General features: G+C 58.7%; 14 protein-coding genes. 13 read left to right on the forward strand and 1 reads right to left on the reverse strand.

Annotated elements, in window-relative coordinates; translation table 11 throughout:
* The 4 genes from ABI660_RS20780 to ABI660_RS20795 form a co-directional block, all read left to right on the forward strand.
* Nucleotides 1-888: TIGR02391 family protein (locus tag ABI660_RS20780; RefSeq protein ID WP_348071690.1), on the forward strand; the 888-nt coding region annotated here is incomplete at its 5' end.
* Between the two features lie 172 nt (nt 889-1,060).
* Nucleotides 1,061-2,413, forward strand: coding sequence for an ATP-binding protein (locus ABI660_RS20785; protein ID WP_348071692.1), 1,353 nt, complete (start codon nt 1,061-1,063; stop codon nt 2,411-2,413).
* A 246-nt stretch (nt 2,414-2,659) separates the two neighbouring features.
* Nucleotides 2,660-3,115, forward strand: a complete 456-nt coding sequence (locus tag ABI660_RS20790) for a GNAT family N-acetyltransferase (RefSeq protein ID WP_348071694.1) — start codon at nt 2,660-2,662, stop codon at nt 3,113-3,115.
* Nucleotide 3,116: 1 nt separating this feature from the next.
* On the forward strand, nt 3,117-3,491 hold the full coding sequence (locus ABI660_RS20795; protein WP_348071696.1) for a hypothetical protein: 375 nt from the start codon (nt 3,117-3,119) through the stop codon (nt 3,489-3,491).
* A 54-nt stretch (nt 3,492-3,545) separates the two neighbouring features.
* On the opposite strand, the gene ABI660_RS20800 is transcribed toward ABI660_RS20795, so the two are convergent.
* Nucleotides 3,546-4,496, reverse strand: coding sequence for an AraC family transcriptional regulator (locus tag ABI660_RS20800; protein ID WP_348071698.1), 951 nt, complete (start codon nt 4,494-4,496; stop codon nt 3,546-3,548).
* 198 nt (nt 4,497-4,694) lie between these two features.
* Here ABI660_RS20800 and ABI660_RS20805 point away from each other — a divergent pair, with 198 nt between their 5' ends.
* From ABI660_RS20805 to cheZ, 9 genes are all read left to right on the forward strand, one after another.
* Nucleotides 4,695-6,152, forward strand: coding sequence for an MFS transporter (locus ABI660_RS20805; RefSeq protein WP_348071700.1), 1,458 nt, complete (start codon nt 4,695-4,697; stop codon nt 6,150-6,152).
* A gap of 2 nt (nt 6,153-6,154) precedes the next feature.
* Nucleotides 6,155-6,523, forward strand: a complete 369-nt coding sequence (locus ABI660_RS20810; RefSeq protein ID WP_348071702.1) for a hypothetical protein — start codon at nt 6,155-6,157, stop codon at nt 6,521-6,523.
* 150 nt (nt 6,524-6,673) lie between these two features.
* Nucleotides 6,674-7,237, forward strand: a complete 564-nt coding sequence (locus ABI660_RS20815; protein WP_348071704.1) for an NADPH-dependent FMN reductase — start codon at nt 6,674-6,676, stop codon at nt 7,235-7,237.
* Nucleotides 7,238-7,713: 476 nt separating this feature from the next.
* On the forward strand, nt 7,714-8,901 hold the full coding sequence (locus ABI660_RS20820) for an HDOD domain-containing protein (protein WP_348071706.1): 1,188 nt from the start codon (nt 7,714-7,716) through the stop codon (nt 8,899-8,901).
* A gap of 198 nt (nt 8,902-9,099) precedes the next feature.
* A complete protein-coding gene (locus ABI660_RS20825; RefSeq protein WP_348071708.1) occupies nt 9,100-9,969 on the forward strand; it encodes a CheR family methyltransferase in 870 nt (289 codons plus the stop codon).
* 11 nt (nt 9,970-9,980) lie between these two features.
* Nucleotides 9,981-10,625 carry a chemoreceptor glutamine deamidase CheD gene (gene cheD, locus ABI660_RS20830; RefSeq protein WP_348071710.1) on the forward strand — a complete coding sequence of 215 codons (645 nt, stop codon included), beginning with the start codon at nt 9,981-9,983 and terminating at the stop codon, nt 10,623-10,625.
* 2 nt (nt 10,626-10,627) lie between these two features.
* Nucleotides 10,628-11,704: a chemotaxis response regulator protein-glutamate methylesterase gene (locus ABI660_RS20835; protein WP_348071716.1), complete on the forward strand. Its 1,077-nt coding sequence runs from the start codon at nt 10,628-10,630 to the stop codon at nt 11,702-11,704.
* 182 nt (nt 11,705-11,886) lie between these two features.
* Nucleotides 11,887-12,285, forward strand: a complete 399-nt coding sequence (gene cheY, locus ABI660_RS20840) for a chemotaxis response regulator CheY (RefSeq protein WP_348071712.1) — start codon at nt 11,887-11,889, stop codon at nt 12,283-12,285.
* A gap of 1 nt (nt 12,286) precedes the next feature.
* Nucleotides 12,287-12,798 (forward strand): protein phosphatase CheZ (cheZ, locus tag ABI660_RS20845; protein ID WP_348071714.1); only part of this gene is annotated, 512 nt, incomplete at its 3' end.

Below are 12,798 nucleotides of genomic sequence, written 5' to 3' on the forward strand. Positions count from 1 at the left end.
CCTTCGTATTCCCATCGTGTGGACTCGTCTCGGCAAGCCGGGTCGAGCCTCTCATATCATTCATTAGGTCGCAAGTTGGACCGCATTCCCTGCTTCGACCCGTCGATCTTGGAGGCAGTGTGCCGTGTACTCGGAGACACAAGTGAGGGCCTGACTGGGTCGGAGATCGGCTACATCCTCGCGGACGCTGGGATTACTGACCCGGATCCCAGTATCACGAAGTGGAAGCGTCTGTTCAACGCGCTGGCTCTGGCCCAGAACACCCGCGAATTTGGAAACTACACGCTAATGTTCATTACGCGTGCCATGAACCCGGCCCGGTATGTGATGTCACTGGAGTTGTTCCACCGCCGGCAGGATGCCTTGAACGTTGCACTATCCTTCGTCGGCTATGCCGTGCGAGACGACGGCAAGATCGGCCGTACAAATCGAGAGTCCACTGTCGCAGGTGCCAGAGCAAGAGCTGGCCGACTGCAGTCAATTCTGGAATCTCGTGGAACCCATCGGGAAGTATTCGAATATTGCCGCGCGGAGCTTCTAGAAGAAAATTACTTTCACGCTGTATTCGAAGCGATTAAAGGCTTGGCTGAACGCATTCGGAGACTTTCGGGTCTCACCAGCGATGGTGCCGAACTCGTGCAGGAGGCGTTCTCAGTCAAGAGCGCAATCATCGCCATCAATTCCTTAAGCACTGACACTGAACTGAGCGAGCAAAAGGGCCTCTCAAGTCTACTCATCGGGTTATTTAGCGCTGTGCGCAATCCTGCGGCGCATGCGCCGAAGGTTATGTGGCCTATTCCCGAACAGGATGCGCTGGAGGTTCTGGGCTTGGTGTCATACATTCATCGCAAACTTGATGGAGCAACTATTCATGGTATTGCGGCCTAACAATTGTTTGCCGGTCACTCGAACATTCAACGTCGCAGGAGTCATTCACCACCCTTCGGAGAAACTATATGACTCAGCACATTAAGAGATCTTTCCACCGAAAACGTACTCCATATCTCTCATTCATGCGGTCCTCCAGTGGTGTAATGAACACTCACACGAGGAGTGAGCTATGGCTATATTAGGTTTGGGGAAATCCGAATTCGAAAAGATTTTGAGAGAGAATGTGCGGCCGTCAGATCCGATCGACAGCTTCGAGCATCTAGTGGGTAGAGAAAAGCAGCGGCAAAGCATTGAGGAGGCTGTTAACTCACCTGGCCGACACATCTTCATCTACGGAGATAGGGGTGCCGGTAAGACTTCCCTGGCCCAAACTATTGCCCACGAGCACAACCCAGCATCGACAGCACCCATATTGGTGGCATGCGGTAGTAAGACGACGTTTACGACCATCATCGGTGATATCGCAAATCAGCTAGTGGGAAGATCGCATTACTTTGCCGAAGAAGTAAATCAGGGAGTGAGCGCACAAGGACTCGGTATTGCGTTGAATGCTGGTCTCAAAACCAACGAGCGAGCGATTGAGGTCATCGACCTAAATTCTGCAACAGGCCTGCTCCAAGAAGCTGCGTCCAGACGAGGTGGACGGTCAATTGTGGTCATTGACGAATTTGAGAATTTGCCCACCGTTGAAGATCGCCAGCTGTTTGCCGAATTGATTAAACAGCTCTCCGATCGTAAGGTTGCCATAACACTCGTTTTTTGCGGTATTGGAAAATCTCTGGATGACCTGCTGCGCGGGCATTCTTCTTCGCATCGCTATATCCATGAAGTGCAGTTGCCGACGCCGCCGCTAAACATCGGACAACGATGGGAGATTATTGATACTGCTTCAAAGGCGCTTGGCCTGTCGGTCAATGACGATTCACGACTTCGGATTGCTCAGGTGTCTGATGGGTTTCCACACTACGTGCATCTGATTTGCGAAAAGCTATTTTGGCAAGCGTTTCGCGACGAAGAGGATGTACAGGAGTTAACCCCAGAACATTACATGGACTCAGTCCGCAGTGCGTTAGGTAGTGTGGAAGCTCGCCTTCGCGCTGCATATGACCAAGCTGTAAAGAAAGATCTTGATCAATACCAAGAGGTTCTTTGGGCGGTCGCTGACCACTATGAACTCGAGAGGAATACTCAAAGCATCTATACCAATTCTTACGAGAGAATCATGAACCAGCTTGGACGCCCTCCGCTTCCTCAAAAGATTTTTGGTGCGAAGCTGACGGCGCTGAAGAGCGCAAGGCATGGCTCGATATTGTCTAGTGAGCGTCGTGGATGGATCAAATTCTCTGAAAACTTGATTCGAGGCTATGTGCGTCTCGTTGCAGAAAGCAACGGCGTAAGACTAGCTATGGAACATGAACCTGCACCGGAGCCGAAGACCTTAACTGTGGGTGCACACAGAAAAGGGGTTGATCCCGCATTTCCGAAGCGCCACTACGGATCGTGGGGCCGGGGGTACAAATAGAATTTCCGCTTGCAGCCGTTATCCAAAGCGAGCTTGTTACTCAAAGAAATAGCAGTCATTTTTCGGATTGGCCAGCATTGCGAAGATCTCCCGACGCGGTTCATTGCCAGCAAGCCCTTGTAAAAGACGAACCAATTTGTTCAAGTGATGAGTGCGCGATCGACAAGCGCTTGGCCGCTTCACCCCAAGGGCTTCCCGCAAACTTGGTCAGACCCCAATATTCAACCATGAAAGCCCCATCCCAGCATGAGAATTGAAGCTGACGATCTGACCCGTCCGGAAGTCATTGCACTTCTCAACGAACACCTGTCGAACATGTATGAGCTGTCACCGCCCGAGAGCGTTCATGCCCTGGACGTGACAAAGCTTCGAAGTCCGGACATCACCTTCTGGACGGTTTGGGACGACGGCGTTCTTCTTGGATGTGGTGCATTGAAAGAGCTTTCGCCGACCCACGGCGAGGTGAAGTCGATGAGAACGCCGCAACTGTTGCGCCGCAAGGGTGCGGGCCGCTCGGTTCTCGCTCATATCATCCGTGTGGCGGCAGAGCGCGGTTACCGGCGCTTGAGTCTCGAGACCGGGTCTATTGACGCGTTTGTTCCCGCCCAGAAACTTTACGCGAGCTTCGGTTTTTCCCTGTGCGGTCCCTTTGGAAGCTATGTGGAAGACCCGCACAGCGTGTTCATGTCGCGGGAGTTATAAGATGCCCATCCTCATGCGATCCTTCTTCCTCGCAGCCGCCGTTGCTGTCGGCGTATGCAGCGGTGCATTGGCCACAAGCTCCGTTGCATTCGAAGCGCAAGGTTATCTTCTTGATATCGTTGTTGGTGATAACGGCAAGCCGGTCGTGGCGAGCCTCAGCATGGTAACGCCCGGAAGTACCCGGGGCATCGATATCCCGCTCCAGTACCTCAAAGTCGATGCTTTCGACACCGCGCAACAGGTACTTCTGCTCCGCTTCACGAATCCGGGAGATTCGAAGCTTCCCAAAGACTTCTCCCTCACGGTCAGGCGCGACGCAGGTGTGTTGCAGATGGATGGCAAGCGGCTTGCGGGGCGGTTTTCGTGGGGAATGTAGGGGGCGTTTCCCAGTCTGTCTGGCCAAAGACTGCATAAGCGAACAGGTTCAACTTCAAGACGCCGGGGCTTGTACATTGCGCCGGTAGGCGCCTGGCGCCGCACCAGTGGATCGCTTGAACGCCTTGTTGAAGGCAGCTTCAGACTCGTACCCCACACTGCAGGCCACTTCCACCAGTGGCTTGCTGGTGTGGCGCAGCATGTGCCCGGCACGAAACATGCGCCAGCGTGTGAGGTAGTCCAGCGGCGACTGGCCGACCTTGTGCTTGAAGCGCAGCGCGAATGCGGACCTCGACATGCCAACGGCCGCGGCCAGCGCCTCGACGGTCCAGTTCGATGCGACGTCCTTGTGCATCAGATGCAGTGCGGGGCCGATACGGCGGTCTGACAGCGCCGCGAGCCAGCCGCTTTCGGTTTCAGGGTCCAGTGCTTCGATGTGGGCCCTTACCACCTGAACGAAGATGATGTCGGCCAGGCGGCTGACAATCAGGCCGGAGCCGAGACCGCGCTGAACCGTCTCCATCGCCAGCAGTTGTAGCGCTGACTGCAGCAGTTGGGTGCGCTCCTGGTCCATGCGGATGTGCAGCAGCGGCGGCAACAGGTCCAGCAGCGGCCGTGCGCCGTCGGGGTCGAAATTGAACCAGCCGCTGACCACGGTGGTGCAAGCACCACCAGCCGCCTGGCCAATCTGCACCAGGCCACCTATGTTATTGCGCACCACATCAACACAGTTCACCGTGGCCGAGCTCAGATCATCACGCAGCGTATACGGCGAACCGTGCGGAATGATGAAGCAGTCTCCTGTTGCCAAAGCGATGGGCTCTGGGTGAGTGGCGTCACCGTCGAGCGTCAACCAACCGCCGCCGCGCAACACGAGGCCGAAGCGCGCCGTGTTGTCGCCACGTCGGGTGCTCAGGCCCCACGGCGCCCTGGCTTCAAGGCGCGCATAAAGCGCATTTTCAACACGCATGGCCGAAAAAAGCTCATCGAGTGGATCCATTTGCATTTACAGATGTGGACGAAAGGACATGAATTGTAGAGTTTCAATCATTGTTCGTCCACTAATTGAAACCTACGATCATGCCCCGTGACAAGCAATTTTCAACTCAGGCGTTTTGATTTTGAACATGACTTCGCAGGTCATCGTCAAGGACCTGGGCATGAGCAAAACTGTTTTTTTAAAAGATATTCAGGAAAGATAGCCATGAAGCCTCAACTCGCTGCGCCTGGCGCGCCCCCTGCGCCTTCATCTGCAGCCTCCACATTGCCTCCGAGCCCGCTCGCGTTGCTGCTGATGCTTGGCGGCACTTTTATGGTGGTGCTGGATTTTTTCATTGTCAATGTGGCCCTTCCTTCCATTCAGCATGACCTGCACGCCAGCAACGCGGCGCTGCAACTGGTCGTGGTGGGTTATGGTCTGGCCAATGCCGCCGCACTCATCACCGGCGGGCGGCTTGGCGATATGCATGGGCGGCGCCAGCTCTTTCTCATTGGTGTGGGTTTGTTCACCGTGGCGTCTGCCGTTTGCGGCCTGGCGCCGAATGCCCAAGTGCTGGTCGGTGCGCGTGTTGCGCAGGGCCTGGCGGGCGCCTTGCTGCAACCCCAGGTGCTGGCGATGCTTGGCATGCTTTACACGGGAGCAAATCGCGCCAAAGCTTTCGCCGCGTATGGCCTGGCTTTGGGCCTGGCTGCAGCGAGCGGCCAGGTTATTGGCGGGCTGTTGATACACGCCGATATCGCGGGCCTTGGGTGGCGCAGTTGCTTTCTCATCAACTTGCCCCTGGGCGTGCTGGTCCTGGCCTTGAGCCGCCGCGTACTGCCACCGTTGCGCGGCCAGCCCTCCAGCCAGCTGGATCTGTCCGGTGTTGTGCTCGTCGGGTTGGCGCTGACGGCCGTTGTTCTGCCGCTGGTACTGGGGCGCGACCTGGGTTGGCCGCTTTGGAGCCTTGTTTGCCTGGCAACGTCGGTCCCATTGTTCCTGGTCTTTTGGCTCTATCAGCGTGGCATGGCGGTGCGCGGTGAGCAGCCCCTGATAGCGCCCTCGCTTTTGTCCCAACGCCCATTTCAGCTGGGTTTGATCATCACCTTGATGTTCTTTGCGAGCAATGCGTCGTTCTATTTTGTATTGGCGCTGTACCTGCAGCAGGGGCTGGCGCTTCCACCGCTCGAATCGGGGTTGGTGTTCACGATGCTCGCCCTGGGTTTTTTCGCCACGTCAATGGCGTCTCCATGGTTCGCTCGCCGTCTGGGCCGAAACGCGATTTTTACAGGCGCATTGGTGCTTGCAGCCGGGGATGCGGTTCTCTACGGCATGGTGGAAGGGCTTCCCGTACAGGGCGTGGTCTACATGTTGCCGGTGTTGCTTGTGCAGGGTTGCGGGCTCGGGATGATCATGGCGCCGCTGGCTTCGGTCGTGCTGACGGGACTGCCGCCCCAGCACGCGGGCGTGGCGTCCGGCGTCATGGCAACCGTGCAGCAGGTGGGAAATGCGCTGGGTGTTTCCCTGATCGGAATCCTGTTCTACGGCGCGCTGGGCCAGGGCCCCGTTTCCACAGGTATTCCGCATGCGTTTGGCATCAGCCTGATTTACCTGTTCGTCCTGGCGCTCGGCGTGGCGGCCTTGTACCGATATTTCAGCCAAACCACATTTCCCAAGGAGTAATCATGAAGATCGATGCACAACAACTGGCCGACCGTTATGCCGCGGTATGGAATGAACCCGATCCGGTGGCGCGGCGGGAAGCCATCTCCGCGCTCTGGCGGCCAGATGGTGTTCACTATGTGTCCACACGCGAAGCGCGAGGTCATGCAGCGTTGGAGGAGCGCATCATGGGTTCGTACTCGAAGAATGTGCGTGACGCAGGCTACGCATTCGCCGCCGTGAAGAACGCGCAAGTCTTGCCTGGCGTTATCACGTTCAATTGGGAAATGATTCGCCCGGCCACGCGTGAGGTGGTGGCCGTGGGCCTGGAGTTTCTTCAGGTCGATGAGGAGGGGCGCATCACCAGCGACTTCCAGTTCATCGTTTCTTAGTATCGGCCTTTCGGCTTTGGTGAAAATATGGGGCACGCCCCCAGCTTAGCCCGGGAGCCAAAACGGGCGGGCTATTATCAAGGCCATGTTTTTTGAATTTCCCATGCGTCCGCAGCTTGCGACCGCAGTTGATTGGCGGGTTTGAACGCCATGAAGGTCCTCGCCATCTCCGGTAGCCTGCGGGCTGCATCCATCAACTCCGCACTCCTTCGCACGGCTGCGCGCCTGGCACCCCCTGAAATTGAAGTCACATTCTGCTCTGTGGTCGGCGTGCTGCCGCTCTTCAATCCCGACCTGGAGATCGATATGCCGCCCGGCGTTGCGCAATTGCGCGCCGAGGTCGCGGCGGCCGATGCCTTGCTGATTGCCAGCCCTGAATATGCACACGGCGTTACCGGCACCATCAAGAATGCGCTGGACTGGCTGGTCAGCTTTGAGGCGTTCGTCAACAAGCCCGTTGCAGTGCTCAATGCATCGCCCCGGGCACATCACGCTGACTCGGCACTGCGGGAAACACTCAAGACGATGTCGGCGGACATTGTCGAGGAAGCGTCTGTGAGCATATCGCTGCTTGGGACAAACATCACTGAAGCAGCGATGGCGGAGTTGCCCTCGGTCACCCATGCCATCCGGGAATCGCTGGCAGCGCTGTACAGCGTCGTTGTCTTGAAGCAGCGTGGGCACGGCCGTGCGTTTCCCGTTCGGCCCGTGTGACACTCCTGCACTGAGCGGGCAGGCCTGCGGCCGGCCGCTTACGCCGCACGCCGGGGACTTTTGTATTCATGGAACAGGCTGGGGTCTCATTCCTGCTCGGGCCTCTGCGCCTGGATTACAGAAGAAATAGCCGTTCGACCCCTACCTGTTGTGCCTGGATAGCTATAAAAAACAGAGCAAAAGTCATCTGAAGCGTGCGGCCCGGTGCGGCTGCTTCTTCCTCTGGCCGGAGACCCAGGCGCTGCAGGCCCCGTTGCTGCACAAGCGGTGATCGCCGTCCCTGAATCCGGAAACAGAGCGGTGATTTCCTGCTTTCTCAGAGGATGAAAACTTTCGGTTCTTTCTTAAAGTGAGCCGTGTAAAGCCTGCCGACGACGCGACAGGTGGTGGAAACCGGTATGAACCCAGCCGCCGGTCCACAGGAATGCGAATGAACGACGGGAACTGCAGTTCTCACAACCTGAACCTGAAGCCTCATGTCTGAAGATAAATACCTTGTGCGTGCGCCCCTGCTCGATCCCAAACAGCAGGTCCTGGGCTATAAGCTGGGCTGGCAAAAAGGTTTGCCATCTGGCGAGACCGACCTGGACCATTTGCTGGCGCTGGTGGCCGAGCGTGCCAGCGACACGCCGTTGGGCCGGTTATTCCTTGATGCACGGCCCGCCCGGCGTTCCGCCGAAACGCTGCAGACCATGGCACCTCCCGATACCGTGCTGGTGTTGAACCGGGCCGACCTGGCGGACGGCGATGACGTGGCCGCCGCCACCACCCTGCGTGAACATGGCTTCAGCCTGGCCATTGGCGATGCAGACCTGGCCTTTCTGGAGTCGAGTGAGTCCCTGCTTGCCTTGCTGAGCCACGTGGAGTTGGGGCTGGATCATCCCGACCTGACCACCATCAGCAGCCTGGCCGTGCATACCCAGCCCCCTTTGGCGGTGGTGCTGACGCCGTGCCAGGACTGGGCGGCGTTTGACGCCTGTGCGGCCCTGGGTTTGAGCGGGTTCTTCGGAAACCTCTGCCTGGCCCCGCGCAAACAAAACCAGCCAGGAGAACTCGGGCCGCAAACGGTGCTGATCCTGCAACTGATGCAAATGGTCCAGGAAAATGCCGATGTCCGGCATCTGGAAAAGCTGCTCAAACGTGACGCTGTTCTTTCCTACAAGCTGTTTCGCTATATCAATTCAGCCAGCTTCGGCATCGAGGTTGAAATCCAGTCGCTGCGCCATGCGGTGGCCATGCTGGGTTACACGCCCCTGTTCCGCTGGCTCTCGCTGCTGCTGGCCATGACCAACACCGTGAGTTTCTCGCCCGCATTGCTGCAGGCCGCCATTGTTCGCGGACGCCTGACGGAACTTCTAGGCCAGGATCTGCTTTCCCGGGGCGAATCGGAAGACCTGTTTGTGGTGGGCATGTTTTCCCTGCTCGGGCAAATGCTGGGTGTTCCGATCACCGAGGTGCTCAGCCAGATTGTGCTGCCCGATGCCATTGTGCAAGCCCTGATTTCGCGCGGGGGAAAGTACGGCCCTTTCCTGTCGCTTACAGAAGCCTGCGAGCGCGAGGACGGCTGTTCGGCAGACCTTGCGGACGCCCTGTTTGTGACGGCGAAGCGGGTGAACGATGCGCACCTGCTAGCGCTGGCCTGGGCGCAGAACATCAAGCTCTGATTCCCCGTGCCTGCGGCCTCGCGGCTGCAACCGTGGCCGCAGCCATTTGCGGGACCGTCGCGGCCAGATGCCGGCCATGACAAAAAGAAGGGGTTGTTTTCCGTGCTTTTCGGTGCATGGCGAGCGGCTTGCGCTGTGTACATTGAAGCGTGTGCATGAACCGGAGGAGCCAGCGCATGCACGCCACGAAACAAACCCATGAACACCACACCGTACATCGCAGCGACCTCTTCAGTGGGACCGGACTTCCTTCTCACTGACCATGATTTTTCGAAGATACGGACACTGATCCATCAGCGTGCGGGCATTGCGCTGGGCGCGCAGAAGCGGCAAATGGTTTACAGCCGCCTGGCGCGGCGCCTGCGGGAACTGCGGATGAAGGAGTTTTCCGCCTATTTGAGCTTTCTGGAGGCAGACCCCCACAGCGACGAGTGGGAGCTGTTCACCAACGCGCTGACCACCAACCTGACTTCGTTTTTTCGCGAGGCGCATCATTTCCCGGTGCTGGCCGAGCATGTGCGGCGTTGCGACCAGCCGGTCAGCGTCTGGTGCTCGGCCGCGTCCACGGGGGAGGAGCCCTACTCGATAGCCATGACGCTGATCGAAGCCCTGGGCAACCGTGCGGGTTCGGCCAGTGTGGTGGCCACCGACATCGACACGCAGGTGCTGGCCAAGGGGGCGGCCGGCGTTTTCACCATGGAGCAGGTCAGCAAGCTGTCGCCCGAGCGGCTGAAGCGGTTTTTTCTCAAAGGTTCGGGCGCACAGGCTGGCAAGGTGAGGATACGGCCGGAGGTGGCGGCGATGGTGAAGTTCTCGCAGCTCAACCTGCTGGACCCGCGCTGGGCGCTGAAGGAACCGTTCGACGCCATTTTCTGCCGCAATGTCATGATTTATTTTGACAAGCCGACGCAGCACAAGATCCTGCAGCGTTTTGCGCCGCTGATGAAACCGCATGGGGTTCTGTTTGCCGGGCACTCCGAAAATTTTTCATTTGCCAGCCAGATACTGCGGCTGCGCGGCCAGACGGTGTATGAACTGGCGGCTGGCCCGGTGAAAGGGCCTGAATGATGGCAGGAGACATGGAGTCGGTTGCCAGCCACCACTACTTCGACCGCGAGTTCGGCGTTGAGGCTGTCAAGCTCCTGCCCGGGGAATATTACGTCACCGGCAAAGACATGGTGCTGACGACGGTGCTGGGTTCGTGTGTTTCCGCCTGCCTGCGCGACACCACCGCGGGCATTGGCGGCATGAACCACTTCATGCTCCCGGACGATTCGGACGCGGCCTCCCGCGACTCGGCGGCGGCCATGCGTTATGGCGCTTACGCCATGGAGATGCTGCTCAATGAGCTCATCAAGGCCGGCGCCAGGCGCGAGCGGCTGGAGGCCAAGGTCTTCGGCGGCGGGGCCGTGCTGGCCAACATGACCATGCTCAATATCGGCGAACGCAATGCTGATTTCGTGCTGCGCTACCTGCAGCTGGAGCAGGTTCGCATCGCGGCGCAGGACCTGCGGGGCGATCTGCCGCGCCGCATCAACTACTTTCCGGCCAGCGGGCGGGTGACCGTGCGCAAGCTGGTTAAGCAGAACGACGTGCTGCTGGTACAAAAGGAAGAGCTGGCACTGGCGGGGACGTTGGCGAAGAAACAGGAACGCCCGCGGGTGGAGCTTTTCAATACGGGCGTCCTGCGCGGAAACAACAACCGTAATAAGTGGGCCCTATGAGCATGAAAAAAATCAGGGTCCTGTGCGTCGATGACTCTGCGCTGATACGCAGCCTGATGACCGAGATCATCAACAGCCAGCCGGACATGACCGTGGTGGCCACGGCCTCCGACCCACTGGTGGCCCGCGATCTGGTGAAGCAGCACAACCCGGACGTGATGACGCTGGATGTTGAAATGCCGCGTATGGACGGACTGGAGTTTCTTGAAAAACTGATGCGCCTGCGGCCCATGCCGGTGGTGATGGTGTCGTCGCTGACGGAACGCGGATCGGAAGCGGCGCTGCGTGCCCTGGAGCTGGGTGCGATTGACTTTGTCACCAAGCCGCGCCTGGGCATACGCGACGGCCTGATTGCCTATACCGACCTGATTGCCGGCAAGATTCGCGTGGCCGCGGCGGCGCGTATATTGCCCGCCAAACGGGCGGTTTCCGAAGCCGGGTCCGCACCGGCAGAGGCGCCGCTGCTGCGCAGCCCCCTGCTGAGCACCGAAAAGCTGATCATCATTGGCGCTTCCACCGGCGGAACAGAGGCGATTCGGGAGCTGCTGCAACCGTTGCCGCCGGACAGCCCGGGCATCATGATTGCGCAGCACATGCCGGCCGGCTTCACCCATTCTTTTGCGCAGCGCCTGCACGGCTTGTGCCGCATTGCCGTGTCGGAGGCGGTGCATGGCGAGCGGATATTGCCGGGCCATGCCTACATCGCACCCGGCGGGTTTCACCTGTCGCTGTCGCGCAGCGGCGCCAACTATGTGGCCGTCGTGGACCAGGCGCCTCCGGTCAACCGGCACCGGCCTTCCATCGATGTGCTGTTCGATTCTGCGGCTCGGCATGCGGGGAAAAATGCCATCGGTGTGATTTTGACCGGCATGGGGCGCGATGGCGCGGAAGGCCTGCTGCGTATGCACCAGGCCGGTGCCTACACGCTGGCGCAGGACGAAGCCAGCTGCGTGGTGTTTGGCATGCCGCGCGAAGCCATCGCCCTCGGGGCTGCGGACGAGGTGGTTGCCATGCAGGAAATGAGCCAGCGGGTGATGGCCCATCTGCGGTCCTTCGGTGAGAGGGCCAACCGTGTGTAATTCCATTTCTAAATCATCCGTGCACTTTGTCGGCTTCGCTAGCCGTACGTTTGTACTGTCGTCGCTTCGCCTTCGCGTTCACGAATGATTTGGAAACGGAATAGGGCGCGGAAAGAAATTTGCCGGGTGGCTGGAATCCACCGGCCCATGGTTTGTGTTGTTAGTCAAATTCTGGAGTTCACGTGGTAGATAAAAACATCAAAATTCTGGTCGTGGATGACTTCCCGACCATGCGCAGGATTGTCCGCAACCTGCTCAAGGAACTGGAGTTCGTCAATGTTGACGAGGCTGAAGACGGCGCGGTCGGGCTGGAGAAGATCAAGACCGGCAACTACGGTTTTGTCGTCTCCGACTGGAACATGCCGAACATGGACGGCCTGGCCATGCTGCTGGCCATCCGCGCCGATCCCCATCTGGCCAAGTTGCCGGTCCTGATGGTGACCGCGGAAGCCAAAAAGGAAAACATCATTGCGGCGGCCCAGGCTGGCGCCAATGGCTACGTCGTCAAACCGTTCACGGCTGTGACGCTGGAAGAAAAAATCACCAAGATCTTTGAAAAGATCGCGAAAGAAGGTGCGTGACATGTCGCAGGAAGCACTGTCACACCCGATAGCCGGCGATTCCGCCGAGCAGCTGGTCAACCGCATCGGGCATTTGACGCGCCAGATGCGCGAAGGCATGCGCGAGCTGGGCCTGGACAAAAGCATCGCCAGGGCCGCAGAAGCCATTCCAGATGCGCGCGACCGTCTCGGCTATGTGGCCCAGATGACAGAACGTGCCGCTGAGCGGGCGCTTAACGCCGTTGACGCTGCCCAGCCCATCCAGGACCAGCTGTCGCGCCAGGCCCAGGCGCTGAACCACCGCTGGGATGCCTGGTTTGCCGAACCCGCGGAACTTGACCATGCACGCGAACTGGTGATCGATACGCGCAGCTACCTGCTGGACGTTCCGAAAAAGGCCAGTGCCACCAATGCCCAGTTGATCGAGATCATGATGGCCCAGGACTTCCAGGACCTGACCGGCCAGGTCATCAAGAAAATGATGGACGTCATCAAGGACATGGAAACGCAGCTGCTGCAGCTGCTGATCGACAA

The organism is Polaromonas sp. (assembly GCF_039930745.1).
Taxonomy (GTDB): domain Bacteria; phylum Pseudomonadota; class Gammaproteobacteria; order Burkholderiales; family Burkholderiaceae_C; genus Polaromonas.